The sequence below is a fragment of the Paenibacillus tengchongensis genome (genome assembly GCF_008973665.1).
GTDB classification, from domain to species: domain Bacteria; phylum Bacillota; class Bacilli; order Paenibacillales; family Paenibacillaceae; genus Paenibacillus_AQ; species Paenibacillus_AQ tengchongensis.
In genome coordinates this window covers 221,910-239,526 of sequence record NZ_WACP01000005.1, presented here as the reverse complement: position 1 = coordinate 239,526, position 17,617 = coordinate 221,910, and the positions used below count along the sequence as shown (strand labels likewise).

Annotated in this window: 13 protein-coding genes; 8 read left to right on the top strand and 5 right to left on the bottom strand. The window is 54.3% G+C overall.

Annotated elements, in window-relative coordinates:
• The first annotated feature begins 75 nt into the window (after nucleotides 1–75).
• Nucleotides 76–2,100, top strand: coding sequence for a serine hydrolase domain-containing protein (locus F1381_RS10795; protein ID WP_246187979.1), 2,025 nt, complete (start codon nucleotides 76–78; stop codon nucleotides 2,098–2,100).
• A 960-nt stretch (nucleotides 2,101–3,060) separates the two neighbouring features.
• Here the strand turns inward: F1381_RS10795 and F1381_RS10790 are convergent.
• The 3 genes from F1381_RS10790 to F1381_RS10780 all read right to left on the bottom strand — a co-directional run bounded on the left by F1381_RS10790 (nucleotide 3,061) and on the right by F1381_RS10780 (nucleotide 6,310).
• Nucleotides 3,061–4,746, bottom strand: a complete 1,686-nt coding sequence (locus tag F1381_RS10790) for a CotH kinase family protein (RefSeq protein ID WP_151734852.1) — start codon at nucleotides 4,744–4,746, stop codon at nucleotides 3,061–3,063.
• 114 nt (nucleotides 4,747–4,860) lie between these two features.
• The gene (locus F1381_RS10785; protein ID WP_151734851.1) at nucleotides 4,861–5,595 is read right to left on the bottom strand and encodes a DUF4956 domain-containing protein; all 735 of its coding nucleotides are present in this window, start codon (nucleotides 5,593–5,595) and stop codon (nucleotides 4,861–4,863) included.
• Between the two features lies 1 nt (nucleotide 5,596).
• Nucleotides 5,597–6,310 carry a polyphosphate polymerase domain-containing protein gene (locus F1381_RS10780; protein ID WP_151734850.1) on the bottom strand — a complete coding sequence of 238 codons (714 nt, stop codon included), beginning with the start codon at nucleotides 6,308–6,310 and terminating at the stop codon, nucleotides 5,597–5,599.
• 334 nt (nucleotides 6,311–6,644) lie between these two features.
• Between F1381_RS10780 and F1381_RS10775 the strand changes: the two genes are divergently transcribed.
• From F1381_RS10775 to F1381_RS10765, 3 genes are all read left to right on the top strand, one after another.
• Nucleotides 6,645–7,892: a purple acid phosphatase family protein gene (locus tag F1381_RS10775; protein ID WP_151734849.1), complete on the top strand. Its 1,248-nt coding sequence runs from the start codon at nucleotides 6,645–6,647 to the stop codon at nucleotides 7,890–7,892.
• A 279-nt stretch (nucleotides 7,893–8,171) separates the two neighbouring features.
• Nucleotides 8,172–11,531, top strand: a complete 3,360-nt coding sequence (locus tag F1381_RS10770; protein WP_187355289.1) for a X2-like carbohydrate binding domain-containing protein — start codon at nucleotides 8,172–8,174, stop codon at nucleotides 11,529–11,531.
• Nucleotides 11,532–11,752: 221 nt separating this feature from the next.
• Nucleotides 11,753–12,049, top strand: coding sequence for a hypothetical protein (locus F1381_RS10765; RefSeq protein WP_151734848.1), 297 nt, complete (start codon nucleotides 11,753–11,755; stop codon nucleotides 12,047–12,049).
• Nucleotides 12,050–12,112: 63 nt separating this feature from the next.
• Here F1381_RS10765 and F1381_RS10760 read toward each other — a convergent pair whose 3' ends face one another.
• Nucleotides 12,113–12,652, bottom strand: coding sequence for a hypothetical protein (locus tag F1381_RS10760; protein ID WP_151734847.1), 540 nt, complete (start codon nucleotides 12,650–12,652; stop codon nucleotides 12,113–12,115).
• A 676-nt stretch (nucleotides 12,653–13,328) separates the two neighbouring features.
• Here F1381_RS10760 and F1381_RS10755 point away from each other — a divergent pair.
• Both F1381_RS10755 and F1381_RS10750 read left to right on the top strand, forming a co-directional pair.
• A complete protein-coding gene (locus F1381_RS10755) occupies nucleotides 13,329–14,246 on the top strand; it encodes an EFR1 family ferrodoxin (protein ID WP_151734846.1) in 918 nt (305 codons plus the stop codon).
• A 4-nt stretch (nucleotides 14,247–14,250) separates the two neighbouring features.
• Nucleotides 14,251–14,865, top strand: coding sequence for a hypothetical protein (locus F1381_RS10750; RefSeq protein ID WP_151734845.1), 615 nt, complete (start codon nucleotides 14,251–14,253; stop codon nucleotides 14,863–14,865).
• 85 nt (nucleotides 14,866–14,950) lie between these two features.
• On the opposite strand, the gene F1381_RS10745 is transcribed toward F1381_RS10750, so the two are convergent.
• Nucleotides 14,951–15,568: a nitroreductase family protein gene (locus F1381_RS10745; protein ID WP_151734844.1), complete on the bottom strand. Its 618-nt coding sequence runs from the start codon at nucleotides 15,566–15,568 to the stop codon at nucleotides 14,951–14,953.
• A gap of 310 nt (nucleotides 15,569–15,878) precedes the next feature.
• On the opposite strand from F1381_RS10745, the gene F1381_RS10740 reads away from it, so the two are divergent.
• Both F1381_RS10740 and F1381_RS10735 read left to right on the top strand, forming a co-directional pair.
• Nucleotides 15,879–16,316 (top strand): DUF1641 domain-containing protein, encoded by a 438-nt coding sequence (locus tag F1381_RS10740; protein WP_151734843.1) that lies wholly within the window; start codon nucleotides 15,879–15,881, stop codon nucleotides 16,314–16,316.
• Nucleotides 16,317–16,355: 39 nt separating this feature from the next.
• Entirely contained in the window at nucleotides 16,356–17,534 is a 1,179-nt protein-coding gene (locus F1381_RS10735) for an NAD(P)/FAD-dependent oxidoreductase (RefSeq protein WP_151734842.1), read from the top strand.
• The last annotated feature ends 83 nt before the right edge of the window (nucleotides 17,535–17,617 follow it).

Genomic DNA, 17,617 nt, shown 5'->3' with positions numbered 1-17,617 from the left:
AATGTGTCAAAGCTTCGCAAGCGCCTGCCCTTTTGGACGAGGCCCCTTCTTGCCGCTGCCCTGATGTTGTCCCCAATGCTTCCTGCGGTTCAGGCATCGGCGGCTCCCTCTGCGACTGCTCCGGAACAAGCCAAGCCTCTGACGCAGGAGAACGCGGCGGCGTTCCTCAAGCAATTCTTCAGCCTGGATGAGGTGAAGGCCCAGCTTGCCGGGGCGGTTGTCATTGTGGTCAAGGATGGCAAGACAGTGATTGAAGAAGGCTTCGGTTATGCGGACAAGACCAAGAAAACTGCGGTAGACCCGGATGACACTGTCTTCCGTATGGCTTCGGTATCCAAAACCTTCACGGCTGTTGCCGCTATGCAGCTGGCGGAGCAGGGAAAGATCGATTTGAAGGCGGATTTTCAAACCTATACCGGGCCGATTGATTTCGACAATCCGTTCGGTGTTCCGGTCACGGTGGAGCAGCTGCTGACCCACACTACAGGCTTCCGGATCCAGGACCCTCTGCCGGAGGATATCAACGATAATTTCCAAGCAAAGGTTTCGATTGAGGATTATGTGCTGCAGCATATGCCGCCGGTTGTCCGTGAGCCGGGGACTTCCTACATGTATGACAATTTCGCATCGATGCTTCTCGGCCTGGTGGTGGAAAAGGCCAGCGGGATGCCCTACGAGGACTATATGGAGAAGCATGTGTTTGACGTGCTAAATATGGATAAAAGCGGTTTCCTGCTGGAAGGTGACCTAAAAGAAGACCTTGCTACGGCCTATGATGCTGCAGGTGAGCCCATTGACCTGTATACCGTTACTCCAACTGTCATGCCGCAGGGAGGGATGCTTTCCACGGGAGAGGATATCGGCAAGTTCATGACCGCTTTTTTAAACGGGGGAGCTGTGGGCAACAGCCGCATTCTGTCCGCAAACACAGTGGATGCCATGGAGGAATACCGGTCCTCGATCCACCCGCTGCTGCCGGATACCACCTATGGCTTTGAAGCACCCATTCAGCTTCCTGAAGCGGGCAGCAGCTCCAAGATTATCACCAAGGCAGGCGATTTGGTCGGCTTCAGCACCTATATGTTCCTGATCCCGGAGCAGAACACCGGAGTCTTCATTGGCTATAATCAGCAAAGTGTGCTGCGCGAGCTGTTCTATCCGGCATTTATCCAGACTTTTTTTCCGCAATATGCCGCACCTGCGAAGCTTGATGCCTTCCAGCCGCTGAGCGCCGAAGCTATGGATGCGTTCACCGGTTATTACGCCGATCTCCGGCTTAAGAGCCTGGTTTCTACGGTTAGTGTAAACGAAGGAGCCCTCCATATCAGCGATGCTTTGCTCGGCAACCGCCAGCTGCGCCAAGTGGATGATAATCTATTCATAGATGAGCTTACCCGGAAATTCACCGGCTTTGCGCAGGATTCGAGCGGACAGATCACCTATTTCAAGGAACCCTACCTTAATCCTTACGGCTATGGACAAAAAGGTCCGGAAGGCGCCGGTTATGCCGATGTTACTCCGGGTCATCCCTATGCCACCCCGGTTATGATGCTGCAATCCCTGGGCTATTTACCTAATGATGCTTCGCTGTATTTTCAGCCTGAGGCGGGAATTACGCGGGCCGAGTACGTGCGGCTGATGCTGGAGAGCAGCGGTGTAAAGGAGAGCAAGACGGAGAAGCTGGCTTTCCCTGATCTGCAAGGCCATCCGGCTGCCGGTTATGTGCAGATGGCCGTGGAGCTTGGTATGGTTCAGGGAACGCAGGGGGGAGAGTTCCAGCCTGACCGAGTCATTTCCCGCCAGGAGGCGGCGGTTATGTTGTGGAGACTGCTAAGCCCGCAGTACCCGGATGAGCTGTTCCGTGATGTAAAGCTGGCCGGCAAGACGGACAAATGGGCCGTTCCGGCAGTGAAGATGTCTGTGGCCTTTGGACTGTACGGACCCGATATTCAGGCTGATGCCGATGGGGCCGTTGATTTCAAGTCCAGAGAAGCGCTGAGCAAGAAGGAAAATGCAGCAATCCTGTACGCTTTATTCACCCATCCAATGGATCAGATCGTTGCCGGGTTAACGGAGAAATCCAAGGGAGCGGGTAACTGATTGAGGTTTTATATCAGAAGAGGCTGTCCCATAAGTAGTTCTCATATTACCTAAGACAGCTCACTGAGAAAAATAGGTTACAAAAAATAGCCGAGCAGCAATTCTCCTATTCATTAGAGAATTACTGCTCGGCGTTTTTGCTCTGATGCCGCTTATTCCAGAAGGCTGTAAATGACATATCCGCTCTGACTTTCCTTGCTTTCTTTGCGGAAATACAAGGATCGCTTCCTTCTCTAGAAAGGCATAATTCTCTTCACTGCCAAAGCAGGCATCTGCAATGACGGTCTGAGGAAATGCCCTCTATATTTTAATAAACTTTTCATATGCTGTTTTAGGCAGCGGGTATCCGGGGGTTTTGGTGTACAGTGTTTGGCTTAGATGAATTGATTATCTGTGCCGGTCTGCACATTGTATCCAGGATTGAGTTAGCCGTTTCACATGTTGTCGTCCTTCATCCGCATGTAGGTGGCGTCCGTATAATTTTTGCTGAGGCTGTTCCGGTCCGGTCACCGGCAAGGTTTGGTATTGCTCGATGACCGGAACAGCCTTGCCAGCAGATTCCTTGCAGAGCTAACGGACATTGTTTTGCGTCTTCAATGTTTAAGAAATAACATGTGGACGATTTTTTGAAGTTTTGCTTTATTGATTTAGTTGGAAAATCGCAACCTAATTTCACCTATATGAAGCTTACGGTAAATCTAGTTGGATATTCGCCACTTAATATGAACGACAATCAATGATGACGCCTATATCGTCCAAATTAAGATGCGATAATCCACTTAGATGTTACCAATTGCTAAAAATAGCTATATTAGTGTGCGAATATCCAACTATATAAGTGGTACGTTTGAGAAAGTAAGAGATTTGGTCGCTAATGAGGGTTTTTAGATAAAAAGCTAAGCTTTCCCAAGCCATTTCATGGCTTATGGGACAGACTCTTTTGTCTGTAAATGCGGCTTGCTACAGCCGCTTCCGCTTATATAACGTAACGAACGCTGCGGCTAGCAGCAGCGCTACAAGGGCAATGCCCGTGGCAGCGGCTTCACTGGCGCTGCCCTGCGGCTGCGCGGCACCCGGCGCGTCGAAGCCGCCGCCGAAGCCGCCTCCCGCGCCGGGCATGCCGCCGCCGCGGCCGCCCATCCCGCCGCCGTCCATGCCGGCGGCGCCAAAGCCTCCGCCGGGCATGCCCCCGGCGAAGTCACCGCCCGGACCGGCTCCCCCCTCGGGGATCGCCGGTCCGCCCATGGCGCCGGGCTCGCCTCCGGCGCCGCCGTATGGCGCGGCCAGCCCCGCCGCGCCGCCGTCGCCGCCAAACCCGCCGGCGCCAAACCGCCCGCCGCCGCCCATGCCCCCGCCGCTGCCGGAGCCGTCGCCGGAGGAGGCGATGGTGCCGCTCAGCTGTTGCGAGACGCTCTGGGCCATGGTGGACATGAAGGTCTTCACGGACTCTACGCCGCTTTGATACTGCTCGAACGTGTAGAAGGCCGAAGGGTCGGCTTCGACATAGCTGGAGATCATGGCATCCAGCTCATCCATCCGGGCCTGGAAGTTCTCGTCCTTCAAGTAGCCGTTAATCATCTCAGAGATCATCTCATGATATCTCTCTTTATACTCATCGTTCGCCAGCAGCTTCGCCACCAGCGGACGTTCGGCGAACGCGCCTTGCGTCGGCTCATCGATCAGCACATCGGAGCCGCCCATGCCGCCGAAAGCCATGTTGTAATCCCAGGGCAGAATCGAGAAGATGCCGTCGTCCTCATACAAGTAATAGTTCTGCTTGTTGCTGCCGAGATAGCTGTCCATGTTGCCGGTCACCGCATTGAGCGCGATATAGCCGAGCGCATCGTCAATGTCGATATATTTTTCAAAGTCGGTGCCGTTGTTCAGTTCATTCAGCATATCGACCAGAATATCATCGTTTGACTTCTCGGACTTCATCTCAAGCCCGGTATACAGTGAAGCGTCGTCGCCCAGCCAGGTCAGGTCGCTGCCTTGTCCGGTCATAACGCCCTTGTAGAGCGCTCCGTATGCATTGCCGAAATTCCGCTCCAGATAAGCGTCGCCGATCTGCTCCACCGCCAGATAGAAGCCCTTCAGCTCCCCGTTCACATATACATTAACATAAGAGTATTTAGGGGTCGGCAGACCCATCGTCTCCGCCAGCTCATACGTCAGAAATTCGCGCATATACGTGGGGTCACTGTAATTGTTGTTCAGGTTGATTTTGCTCAGGCCGTACAGGTTCTGGTTCACATACTCGTCAAAAGACAGCTTGAAGCTGTACCGGTCCGAATCCTCCATCTGCACGACGCTGCGCAGACTCAGGTTGCCTTTGGTCCGGATACCGACATGATCCAGCTTGATGCCGTTGTATTCCACCGTAGCTTCTTTATATTCCTCGGCGCTGGCGTTGTCCAGCATGTCCTGGAAGTCCTCCGGGTCGAGCGTAATTTTGACGTCCACGACCTTGTCTTTCGGGAAGACTTCTTCATCCAATTTCTGCTCCTCGCCGGATACCGCCATTGATTCTGTACCCGCAGCTTGGTTGTTGCCCCCCGTGGAACCCGTCAGCTGACAGCCGGTTACAGCGAGCAGCAGCAGCAAGGAGCCGAGCACCAGCAGAGCCGATTTACCGCGCGCTTTCATTCGGGCACCGCCTTTCTTTGCATGATTGAGTGAATAAGTTATCGGGGTCCCCGCAAGTAGCTGAATCAGCATCAATGCAAGACTTCACTTTGTGGGGTTATTTTCATCAGGGCTTTAGGAGACATAATCGCCGCTGTAGCTGATCAGGAGCGCGTTCTTAACTCCGGCGATGTCCGAGATCGTATTGACGAACCCGCCGGCCTTGTCGTCCAGCCGCAGCTCCAGCGTCAGCTCGATGTTGCCAGCACTCACCGTTTTCTGCTTCACATTGTAGCGCTTGACGGACTTGTCCAGGTGGCTGTGGACCTGACGCTCCGTGTCGTCCCCATCGCAGTTCACGACCAGCAGATATGGAGTTTCCAGGGAAGAGCGCTTGATGAAGAGGAACAGGATCAGGCCGATGATGATCGAGCCGATAATGGCCAGAGTGAAGAAGCCCGCCCCGGTGACAATCCCGGCAACCGCGGCCCAGAACAGGAAGATCAGATCGGTGGGGTCCTTGATCGGGGTCCGGAAACGGACGATGGACAGCGCGCCGACCATCCCGAGCGACAGCACCAGGTTGGAGTTAATCGCAATAATGACGGTGGCTGTAATCATCGTCATGCCGATGAGCGAGACGTTGAAGCTCTTGGAGTACAGCACCCCGCTGAAGACGCGTTTGTACAGCACGTAGATGAAGAAGCCGATCACAAAAGCGATAGCGAGTGTAATCAGAATTTTGGAGATGCTGATGTCGGAGACGAAGTTGTCCAGCACCGAATTTTTGATCATATCGGAAAAGGTTGTTGCGTCGTTGCTCTCTGCCGTTGTTTGCGCGGCGGCCGCCAGCGTGACGAAATGGCTCATTTCAATAATCCTCCCACGTATTCGTTTTTAGAAATTTGCGGCAAATGACATATTTGGATGCCGATTGCCGGGTCAGCCCCTCAAGCTGCAGCGCGATTTTAATGTAGTCCGGAATGTACTCATCGAATTTGACCTCGAAAATAATCAGATCATCATCAAGCGCCTTCACCGGCCGCAGCTCCGGGTCAAAAATATTGGTCGCATGCAGACCGGTCCGCAGCTCCTTGTCAAAGGTAATCCGCACATTGCCGTTATGGCAGACATAAGGCTCACGCACGTAATCCACGATCACTTTGGGGCGCAGCAGACGGTGGCGCATCTGGCCGTAAAGCTCCATGAACAGCGGTTTGCCGGGTACGTTCAGCACCTCGTAGTTGCCCGCCATAAGCTCGTCGTACATGCCCCGGGTCAGCGGCTCCTTGATTTTGGCGATGTAGTCGTCCATTTTAATTTTTTTCTCAAAATGAATGATATCGTCCTGCACATTGTAGATCCGGATCCGGTATTTGGCCCGTTCCCTCAGTCCGCCCAGCTTGTCGGCCAGCGCCGAATTGTCGATATCGTCAAAATACAGGCTGCGGATATGGTATTCGCCGCTCTCATTGGCGTTGTCATCTGCATCGATCAGCCGCTGCAGGCGCTGGCGCAGGATCAGGTATTGCGGGTAACCGATCATAAATTTCAGTTCGTGCCGGAATTGCAGCTTCTTATTCATCTCACACCCCATTTCTCTCTGTAATCACCGTTCAAACCGGCTGAGCCAGCCGCTCCGGTGCTTGCCCGCTGCTCCCATGGTAAGGGACAGACCTTATGCTTTTCTTAAAATTGCCTGAATGTTAGCTGAAAGTTTTTACACTGCGTTAACAAATGACATGGGATGTAAGGTGCGGTGATGCCTGTTTGACTTTCGCGTGGGGAGCGGGATATCTTTGTATAAAAGCAGGGGATGTCCATTATACCTAAGGACATGGTGTGAATTGCTTGCCAGGTATGGTGAATCTGGTGGTCAAGAAGTGATTAACCGTATTGGAGTACAACGGAGGAAACCTATGAAAGATATGAAGACTGTAGTCATCATCGGCATCATTGTCCTTATTCTGATTCTGCTGGTGATCGGGCTGGAACGGGTGAGGTCGAGCCAGCGGGCGGGGAACGTTCCTGCAGCCGCCGGGCTGCCGTATGATCTGGTTACCACCTTTAAGGGGGATGCCGGCAACAGCCGTGCGTTTACCTGGTATACCCGGGAGCCGTCCGCGAAAGGCTGGCTGGAGGTTGCCGAAGGGGAGACGGAGGATTTTACGGGGCCGGATGTGCTGAGAGTTCAGGCGGAGAACAGCGTAATTAAGACTGATGCAGGCGCAAGAGGCGTTCACAAAGCTGAAGCGGCCGGCCTGAAGCCGGGAACGCTGTATTCCTACCGGGCGGGCAGCGGAAAGGAAGGTGAGTGGAGCGGTGTGTACCGTTTTCGGGCAGCCGCAGCGGGCAGCGGGGAGGTCACTTTCATTAATGTGACGGATTCCCAAGGGGCATCGGCAGGCGATTTTCAGCTCTGGGGCCGTACACTGAACCGTGCGCTCGAGACCTTTCCGGGCGCGCAATTCATTGTGCATAACGGCGATTTTGTGGAGGAGCCGGAGGATGCAGCGGCCTGGGATGACCTGTTCGGCAATGCGCAAGATATTGCAGCTTCCGTTCCGCTGATGCCGGTGGCCGGCAATCACGACGAAGTGGACGGGAAGGCGGACCTGTTCTCCTCGCATTTCAATGTGCCGGATAACGGAGCGGGCGGCTCGAACCCCGGAACCAGCTATTCATTTGAGGTAGGTCCGGTGCATGTGACCGTGCTGAACACCGAGAGCAACCTGAAGAAGCAGACGGAGTGGCTGAAGCGGGATCTGGCCGGGACGGACAAGCCATGGCGGATTGTGGCGATGCACCGTCCGGTTTATGGCGGCAACAGGTACAAGAAGGTGGAAGACCTGGCGGAGATTTTTGACAAGTATAACGTGGATCTCGTGCTGCAGGGGCATAATCATGAATACTCGCGGTCCTACCCGCTGTATGATGGCCAAATCGTTACGGACGGGACAGCGAAGAGTAGTGGAACGGTCTATGTGGTTACCAATGCCTCCGGCGGTAAATTTAACGAGAAGAAGGCGGATCAATTCTATCATCAGGTGCATTTTCAGAATAATAAACAGATGTTTGCCGGCATCGTGATCCGTGGGGATGAACTGACTTATCAGGCGTATGATGTGGACGGGCTGCTGCTGGATGAAGTGATTATACGGCACTGAGCGCGGGAGGGTAATGGCGGATAGGATGACTGAAAGTAATTAACCGGATATGCAAAAATAGTGTGAAAATGGTTCGATAACAGGTGACAGATTTCCCTGGAATCGAACCATTTTCTCATATAATAATATAAATATTTCCATTATAATGAAAGCGTTACCATATATTTTGCAGAAGATTTATAGATTCATAGATTCGCAGAGAGGAGGATGACGGCAGGTTGGCCGTCAAGCTTGGGGATTGGCTATAAGGAGCAGAAGATCAATTAAGGAGGGAATATGATGATGCGAAAGCGTATCCGGAAAATAGGTTTATTTGTTGTGCTGGCCGCCATGACAAGCTCGATGTTTGCCGCAATGCCGGCGGCTGTGGATGCTGCGGCAAGCGAAGCGTATACCTGGAAGAGCGTGAACACCGGCGCGGGCGGCGGCTTTGTGCCGGGGATTATTTTTAATGAGAGCGAGCCGAATCTGATCTATGCCCGCACCGATATCGGCGGAGCTTACCGCTGGAACCAGGCCACCGGCAGCTGGATTCCGCTGACTGATTCCGTTGGCTGGGTGGACTGGAACAAGAACGGCGTGGATGCGCTGGCCACGGACCCTGTCAATCCGGACAAGGTATACATGGCTACGGGGACCTACACCAACAGCTGGGACACGAACGGCCAGATTATGCGGTCCAGCGACCGGGGCAACACCTGGCAGACGACTCCGCTGCCCTTCAAGGTCGGCGGTAATATGCCCGGCCGTTCGGCGGGGGAGCGCCTGGTCATCGACCCGAACAAGAACAGTATTCTGTTCTTCGGGGCCCGCAGCGGCAACGGTTTATGGAAGAGTACGGATTCCGGCGTGACCTGGTCGAAGGTGACCTCCTTCCCTAATCCCGGAACCTATGTCCAGGATCCGACCATTGAATACGGCAGCGATATTGTCGGCTTGTCCTGGATTACGTTTGACAAAAGCACCGGATCTTCCGGCAGTGCCACCCAAACGATCTATGTAGGGGTTGCGGATACCGCCAGCAGCGTCTACCGCAGCACCGACGGCGGCGCCACCTGGGCGGCGGTTCCCGGACAGCCGGTTGGGTTGCTTCCGCATCACGGTGTACTTGCCTCCACCGGCAATCTGTACATTACGTACAGCAACGGCGTAGGTCCCTACGACGGCAGCAAGGGACAGGTATGGAAGTTCAACACCGCCAGCGGAGCTTGGACGAACATCAGCCCGACGGCCGGTGAAGACAACTGGTACGGCTTCGGCGGGCTGGCTGTGGATGCCCAGCACCCGGATACTCTGATGGTATCCAGTCTAAATGCCTGGTGGCCGGATGAAGTGATCTTCCGCAGCACCGACGGCGGGGCGACCTGGAGCCGGAACTGGGATTGGGGCTATTATCCCGAGCGCAATATGAAATACAAGATGGATATTACGGCGGCGCCGTGGCTCGATCACGGCCAGACCAATACCTCGCTGGATCCTGCACCGAAGCTCGGCTGGATGATGGGCGATCTGGAGATCGACCCGTTCAACTCCGACCGGATGATGTACGGAACCGGGGCGACGATCTATGGCTCGGGTAATCTGACCGCCTGGGATAGCGACGGTACAGTCAACATCTCTGTCATGGCCAAGGGTGTGGAGGAGACGGCCGTGCTTGGATTAATCAGCCCGCCGGCAGGCCCGCATCTGATTACGGCGCTCGGCGACGTATCCGGCTTCCGGTATGACGACGTGTCGGCCGTGCCGACGAAGTACCAGACGCAGCCGTTCTGGTCATCCACGCAGGGCATCGATTACGCCGAATTGACACCGGCTTTCGTTGTGCGTGTAGGCACGCCGGACAAGACCAAATACCCGAATATGAAGGGAATTGGCTTCTCTAACGACGGCGGCAGCAACTGGTACATGCCGAATGCCGAGCCGTCCAGCAGTGGAAAGGCAACGGCCGGAGGCGGCCAGGTCGCCGTTTCTGCTAACGGCAATGCCGTGGTCTGGAGTACACCGGATGTCGGCGTATTCTACAGCAAGACTTCCGGCAATTCCTGGACGGCCAGCGCCGGACTTCCCGCCGGGGCCAAGATCGCTTCCGACCGGGTGAATCCGAATAAATTCTATGCTTTTAATAAAGGCGTGTTCTATCTCAGTACTGACGGCGGAGCAACCTTCACCGCGACTGCGGCTTCAGGCATTCCGTCCGCGAATACGCAGGTCAGCTTGAAGGCACTGCCGGGAGTTGAAGGCGATATCTGGTTCGCCGGAGGCAGCACAGAGGAAGGCAAGTATGGCCTGTGGCATTCCGTCAATTCCGGTGCAAGCTTCACCCGTCTCCCGGGTGTGGAGGAAGCCGACCTGATCGGCTTCGGCAAGGCCGCTCCAGGCCAGAGCTATATGGCGCTCTACACCGTGGCGCAGATCGATGGCATCCGCGGTGTCTTCCGCTCCGATGATGCGGGCGTAACCTGGGTGCGGATCAATGACGACGCCCACCAGTACGCCAAGATCAACGTAGCGATCACGGGCGATCCGCGAATCTACGGCCGGGTCTACCTGGGAACCAACGGCCGCGGCACGTTATATGCCGATCCGGTCAACCCGCCAGCCAATAGTGCATCCATCGCGCCGACGACGGCCAGCTTTGACAAGAAGACCGCCAACCAGGCGGATATTGCTGTGACACTGACGCTGAACGGCAATACGCTGACTTCTATCAAGAATGGCAGTGCAACCTTGACGGCAGGAACGGATTATACGGTCAGCGGAAGCACAGTAACGATTAAGAAGGCTTATCTTGCAGCACAGGCCGTAGGAACGGCCACGCTGACCTTTAATTTCAGCGCCGGTGCGGCGCAGCCGCTCACCGTTACAGTGGTGGACACGACGTCTGCGCCAGCGGAATCGGCCATTGCTCCGACTACAGCTTCTTTTGACAAGAAGACCGTGAACCAGGCGGATATTGCGGTGACGATGACCTTAAACGGCAATACGCTGGCCTCCATCAAGAATGGCAGCGCCACTTTGACTGCCGGCACAGACTATACGGTAAGCGGCAATACAGTAACGATCAAGAAGGAATATCTGGCTGCGCAGACCGTGGGCACAACGACTTTGACCTTTAATTTCAGCGCCGGCGCCGCCAAGACGCTCGCTATTGCCGTAGCGGATACGACAACCACCGTTCCGGGCGGTGCACTCAAGGTGCAAATGTACAATGGTACTACAGCCGCAGGCTCCAATTCACTGAGTCCGCGGATCAAGCTGGTCAATACGGGCACAGGCGCCGTTAATCTGGCGGATGTGAAGCTGCGGTATTACTACACCATTGATGGAGAGAAGGCACAGAGCTTCTTCGTTGACTGGTCGCATGTGGGCAGTGCAAATGTGACCGGTACCTTTGTGAAGCTGCCTGCCGCCAAGGAAGGGGCCGATTATTATCTGGAAATCGGGTTCACCTCTGCCGCAGGAACACTGGCTGCGGGGGCAAGCATCGATATCCAGACGCGGATCTCCAAGACGGATTGGAGCAATTATACACAGACCGGAGACTATTCGTTCAACAGCTCGGCCACAACCTTTGCCGATTGGACACACCTGCCGGCTTATATTGCCGGAAGTCTGGCCTGGGGAAGCGAACCCCAGTAAGAGCTGTTTCAGGGCTTAATGGGACGCCCGCATAAGTTATGCAGCAGTAAGCCGTTCGTCTCCCCTTTGCGGAGGAAATGAACGGCTTATTGCTTGTTTCGGGATTTTCAGGCAAGTGGTTGGAGGATTTTTCCTGGCGGCGTTGAATAAAGTATTTGACACCGATGCTTCTGCGAAATTGCAATTCACATATCCTGGGGGTTGGGGCTGGTGAGCGAGCAATGTATAGTATCATATTGGAAGCGATGGACGGGGAGCCGCTGGCCAAAGTGCACCCGCAGCAGCAGGAGCAACTGCTGTGCCAGCAGAGCCAGCATCTGGGGCCGCTGAGTGAGCTCGTAGCTGGACAGGACTGCGGATTCTCCAGCGGTGAAATGGAGCTTCTGCTGCGTGAGCTGGAACGGCTGCTGGGCATTATCTGTGATGTTATCGCCTGCAGACATTTGCGTGACCTGATGCTGCTGGCCTTGTGCTGCAAGGAGATGCAGAATGGCAGACTGATTTTCAATTGGTCCTGACGAAAGAGACCGTGAAGCCCCTAGCCCGGCCTGTGGCCGCCCGGCAGGGGCTTTTACCGTTGATCACGACGATCTCATCGGCTGATGTTTTCTTTGCTTCCGGCTTGGTTTCGCAGCCAGCTTGAGCGACCTTGCGATCTTCGGCGCATCGCCGTTGACCATCCGGGACATCAGCCGGATCGGCAAGGCGTATTTTACATCATCGTAGTCATTGCCCGTCTCGTCAAGAAATTCCTCCGGAAGCTCCCCGGGTGTGGTGTAGGCAAAGATCAGCCCGTCACGCGTAGCAAGCCGGACATAGGGGGAATCATCATAGCTTTCGTTAATCCACCGCTGCAGGGACATGCGGAAGACCAGCAGGCTGAAGACGTCGCCGTAGGTCTTGCCTTTGTATTTGAACAGGAAGAACACACCGTAATCTGCGTCGCCCGCAGACGGACTTCTTTCGATTACGGAGTATTTCTGCCACCAGCCCGGGATGATCATGCTGAATCCGAATTTCGGATCTCGATATACATATGCTTTGGGGGCCGGAAGGCTCCCGTCTGGCGCAAAAACCTTGGGGGAGAGGAACGGCTTAGCTGTGCGGATAATTCCTTTCAACTGCGCACACCTCCGGTGAAATTTGCTTTCAGCATAATGAATTATGATTAGAATATTCAGCATCCGGGTATCAGGTGTGTTACCGCAGACACACGAAAGCCTCCGCCATTGAACAGATCAATGACAGAGGCTTACGCGGCAAGCACTATATCCATACGGGGCCCAGACTCCTTTTTCCTATCTTGTCTCTTTCGCGGTGCAATTGTCCGAGGAGCAGCAGTTCGGCCCAACCGGTTCGTCGCTATGCTCCAGCAGCTCATCCTCCGGCAACGATAATCGGGTACATCGTCTTTAAGCTTTAAGAAGCTTCGGTCTCTATCGTTCCGGGGTCAGCCTGTAGCAGCAGAGCAGGCCGGTTCCAAGATATAGGTTCAAGCTCAGGGGCACAGACGGCGGAAGCCGAATCTATTGCAATGCAGACGCCGCATAGCGGCTTTGATTCAGGGTCCACGCAAAGTACCAGAATCGGCTTCTTACCAAAAGCCTCGCTTTGCGGGGGGCTTCTCCGGATCTGTTGCCAGCCTTGAGTTGATGTCTACAGTATACAGCGGAAGCAGCGGGACGTAAAAAGTCCTGTGGGCGGAAAATGGATAACTATAGCATATTTACCTTATGAAAGCGGAATCATTCTTGTGTTTACTTAAAATTTCGCTATTTAGAGATCGGGGGAAGGTTCATGCGGCCTGTAGGCAAAGCGATCATATGCTATTTCTCGGGGACGGGCAATACAGAGCTGATCGCCAAGGGATACGCGGAGGCTCTGCGCCGGCGTGGCATCGACACCGGACTGTGCCGGATGGAAGATGTTTTGAACGGCAAACGGGACGCGGATTTCAGCGATTATGGCCTGATCGGGATCGGCCATCCGGTGTACGGCTTCGGGGCGCCGCGGCTGGCGGAGACTTTTGCGTTACAGTTGCCTGCTGGCAATGACATGCCGGTATTTGTGTTCAAGACGGCTTCCTCGCCGCATCGCGTCAACTATAGCGCCTCCAATGTCTTAATCTGCCGCTTGTCAAACAACGGTTATCGTGTGTTTCATAACTCTCTGCTGGCTATGCCCTGCAATTTCTATGTAAAATATGATGACCGCTTAAACAAGCAGCTATACCGCTCAGCACTTGGTAAGCTGGAGCTGCTTGCAGATGAAATTGCCGCCGGTAGCGTAAGAGAGCTCAGGGTGCATCCGCTCTTGGAGCATGTGCTCAGAAGGCTGTATGTCTGGGAGGAGCGGGTGGCCGGCAAGACCTTTGCTAAAGGACTGCGTGTCGGAGAGGACTGCACCTTTTGCCTGAAATGTGTCCGCAATTGTCCGGTGGGCAACATTGCCTTGGAAGCGGGGAGCTTTACCTTTGGAGCGGATTGCCTGTTATGTATGCGCTGCGTATATGCCTGTCCGCGCCAAGCGGTAAAGGCAACCCGCCTGCGCGGTTCCGTAGTGAAGCCGTTCACAGGAGGCCTGCGCCTAAGTAAGCTGTTAGAAGACCCGGATAACGATGGCTGTTATGTTACGGGACGCTCCAAAGGGTACTATAAGCATTTTATCCGTTATTTACTGGATACGGAGCAGCAATGCGGGATCAGGAAGGAGTAACCTTATGAATCTGTACATCATACGTACTCTGCTTGGAGAGGAAGCAGCAGGCGAGTTTCTGGAAGAAAACTATGTTTCGCCCGGCATTCCCGGCCCCGGTGATCTGCAGCAGATGCCGCTGGAGAATATCCGCCGGATGCTGGAAGCTGAAGGCCGCTATAGCACGGAAGAAATGGAAGAGGTGCTGGAGATTCTCCATACCTTTGTACACCTTATGCAGGATGGTGATTATATCCTCATTGCCGACAAGGAGTGGGTATATCTTGGCGATCTGGGCGATTATTTCTATGCCGAACATCTGAAGGATGACGGCGGCCTGCGCTGCCACCGGCGCGGCGTAACCTGGCTGCGCAGCCTGCCGCGTGCCGGAGTGAATCCGCAGATTGCAGCACTACTGCAATCTGAAGGCCGGATTGTGCGGTACGAAGGGCAGCTGCCGGCGGCAAAGGCCGAACTGTGGCTTGCCGCCGGCAAAGCTGAGCCGGAGGGACAGCAGGCGCCCAAGGTGGATGCCGGGACGATCGCCGCCGCGCTTGAAGTGCTGAAGGAGGCGCTCCACAGCGGCGATCCGGAGCGCAGGGAACGGGCGGCGGCCGCCATCCTGCACTATGCCAAGTAACCGTGATATTGCATAATAGAGGGGATTTCCCCTCTATTTCTATCAATCTAAGGAGACTGGAAAAGAACCGCCCGGCACGTCCGGCTCACAGGAATTCAACAAATTCGTGGACCGGCTTGCGGTAGCCGCGCGGTCTGATTTTATGCTTGTTGTCTTGGCCGATGGTGATCATCAGCGCGGGTACGAGATGGTCCGGGAGTGCGAGGACTTCGGCGATGGCCGCCGGATCAAAACCGATCATCGGGCAGGTATCCCAGCCTTTATCCTTGGCAATCAGCATGAACTGCATGGCCGACAGGGAAGCATTGCGGATCGCTTCATCGCGCTGGAAAGCCTCCTTGCCTTCATAAGCGTCATTGATCGAAGTGATCGTCTCGTCATATTCCTCCTGGCTCATCGCACCGAGCAGCCGCAGGCCGCTGTAAATATCCGGCGCCTGCTTATAGGCATGCTTGTCACCAAGGACAAGAATGACCGCGGAGGCAGTATGCACCTTATATTGGCCATTGGCGGCCTTCCGGATTTGTTCCTTGAGTGCCGGATCACTGATGACCTTATAATGGGTATGCTGCAGATTGTTGCTGGACGGGGCCAGTCGGGCAAGCGAGAACATTTCCTCCAGCTCTCCCCGCGGAATCGTCACTCCCTCCACGAAATTCATTGCCGATCTTCTGGCCTGCACCAATTCTGTAAAAGCGCTCATTTAAGAACCCTCCAATGATCATATGTATTGGTTAATAAACCATAAATAATTAAAATTAACTAACTTACATTAAGTTACTTGCTCAAGATATCACAGTATCACCTCTTCGTCAATGATGAAAAGCAATCCGGGTCGAAAATAAATAAAAAACAGAGAAAAACGAATAAAATAAGTGATTGTTATCACAAAATAAGGCTAGAAAGCTGAAAAGATTGTGACATTTATAACATGATGAGTGATATAATAATCATATAGGGCAAGAGAGCTACTACAAAAACAGCAGTTAAGTCCAAGAAGAGGAGAGCCTGATATGTCGGAAACAACTACGCAAGCACAGCCTGAACAAGAAGGGGTCAACACCGCTTACTCTAAGGCGGATATGCTGGACCAGCTTCTGAAGCCGGAGGTTCAGGAATCGTTAACCAAGCTTATTGAGCAGTTGCCGCAAATCACCCAGCTTGTAGGCGCACTGACAAAGTCCTATGACTTCGTGCAATCGGTGGCGACTGATGAGGTACTTAAGAATGATACGGTGGGCGCAATCAAGGAGCTGGCCGATCCTGTGGTGGGCTCCGTCAAGAACATGGCGGCCACCGTTATTGAAGCCAAGGACCGGGCGAATGCCAGCACTGAAACAGTCAGCGTGTTCGGTCTGATGAAGATGCTTAAAGATCCGCAAGTACAGAAACTTCTCCGTTTCCTGAACGCGTATCTCCAGGTCAGCGGCGAACGCAGCCGACAACAATAATATCTAACTATTCAACACGCCAGGACGGAGGAAGAAAAGATGTCAAAACATATTGTTATTCTCGGAGCCGGATACGGCGGCTTGCTCAGCGCCGTTACCGCACGTAAATATTTATCCAAGAACGATGCCAGAATTACGGTAGTCAACCAGACTGCGACCCACCAGATTATTACCGAACTTCACCGCCTCGCGGCCGGAAGCATCTCCGAGCAGGCGGTCGCGATGCCGCTCAGCAAGCTGCTGGCCGGTAAGAATATTGATCTGAAGATCGCCAAGGTGACTTCTTTTGTCGTGGCCGATAAGCAAATTAAGCTTTCGAACGGCGAAACGCTGTCCTATGATGCGCTGGTCGTCGGCCTCGGAAGCGTAACGGCTTACTTCGGCATTCCGGGACTGGAAGAGCACAGCATGGTGCTGAAATCGGCGGCGGACGCCAACAAAATTCATGCGCATATCGAGGACCGCATCCGTGAATATGCCAGAACGAAAAATGCTGCAGACGCTGCGATTCTTATCGGCGGCGGCGGCCTGACAGGCGTGGAGCTGGTCGGTGAAATCGCCGACATTCTGCCGAAGCTGACCAAGCGCTACGGTGTTGACCGGAAGGAAATCAAGCTGATGCTGGTCGAAGCAGGACCGAAGATCCTGCCGGTGCTGCCTGACCACCTGATTGAGCGGGCGACAACCAGTCTGGAGCAACGCGGTGTGGAATTCCTGACCGGTCTTGCGGTTACTAATGTAGCCGGCAACACGATCGACCTGAAGGACGGACGGCAGATCGTGGCCAATACCTTTGTCTGGACCGGAGGCGTACAAGGCCATCCGCTGGTCGGAGAATCCGGACTTGAAGTGAACCGCGGCCGCGCCACAGTCAATGAATACCTCCAGTCTACTTCGCATCCAGATGTCTTTGTAGCAGGCGACAGTGCCGTGTTCTTCGGTCCGGACGGACGTCCCTATCCGCCAACGGCGCAGATTGCCTGGCAGATGGGCGAGCAGATCGGCTACAACCTGTATGCCCATCTGAACGGCAAGTCCATGGAAGGCTTCAGCCCGATTAACTCCGGTACCCTGGCCAGTCTCGGCCGTAAGGACGGCGTAGCGATTGTCGGCGGCAATTCAACCCCGCTGAAGGGCCTTCCGGCAACACTGATGAAGGAAGCGAGCAACATCCGCTATCTCTCCCATATTAAAGGCTTGTTCAGCCTGGCGTATTAATCGCCGCATTGAACATGCTGCATCCCCTCTGCCTTTGCTTCGGCAATCCGGCAGGGGGGATTTTTGGTTGACAAAATGACTTA

What these genes read in the sequence shown, in the direction of transcription:
- F1381_RS10795 (WP_246187979.1), top strand. Translation starts at nt 76, where the DNA reads ATGCTTCCTGCGGTTCAGGCATCGGCGGCTCCCTCTGCGACTGCTCCG.
- F1381_RS10735 (WP_151734842.1), top strand. Translation starts at nt 16,356, where the DNA reads ATGTCAAAACATATTGTTATTCTCGGAGCCGGATACGGCGGCTTGCTC.
- F1381_RS10765 (WP_151734848.1), top strand. Translation starts at nt 11,753, where the DNA reads ATGTATAGTATCATATTGGAAGCGATGGACGGGGAGCCGCTGGCCAAA.
- F1381_RS10790 (WP_151734852.1), bottom strand. Translation starts at nt 4,746, where the DNA reads ATGAAAGCGCGCGGTAAATCGGCTCTGCTGGTGCTCGGCTCCTTGCTG.
- F1381_RS10745 (WP_151734844.1), bottom strand. Translation starts at nt 15,568, where the DNA reads ATGAGCGCTTTTACAGAATTGGTGCAGGCCAGAAGATCGGCAATGAAT.
- F1381_RS10755 (WP_151734846.1), top strand. Translation starts at nt 13,329, where the DNA reads ATGCGGCCTGTAGGCAAAGCGATCATATGCTATTTCTCGGGGACGGGC.
- F1381_RS10740 (WP_151734843.1), top strand. Translation starts at nt 15,879, where the DNA reads ATGTCGGAAACAACTACGCAAGCACAGCCTGAACAAGAAGGGGTCAAC.
- F1381_RS10780 (WP_151734850.1), bottom strand. Translation starts at nt 6,310, where the DNA reads ATGAATAAGAAGCTGCAATTCCGGCACGAACTGAAATTTATGATCGGT.
- F1381_RS10750 (WP_151734845.1), top strand. Translation starts at nt 14,251, where the DNA reads ATGAATCTGTACATCATACGTACTCTGCTTGGAGAGGAAGCAGCAGGC.
- F1381_RS10775 (WP_151734849.1), top strand. Translation starts at nt 6,645, where the DNA reads ATGAAAGATATGAAGACTGTAGTCATCATCGGCATCATTGTCCTTATT.
- F1381_RS10770 (WP_187355289.1), top strand. Translation starts at nt 8,172, where the DNA reads ATGATGCGAAAGCGTATCCGGAAAATAGGTTTATTTGTTGTGCTGGCC.
- F1381_RS10785 (WP_151734851.1), bottom strand. Translation starts at nt 5,595, where the DNA reads ATGAGCCATTTCGTCACGCTGGCGGCCGCCGCGCAAACAACGGCAGAG.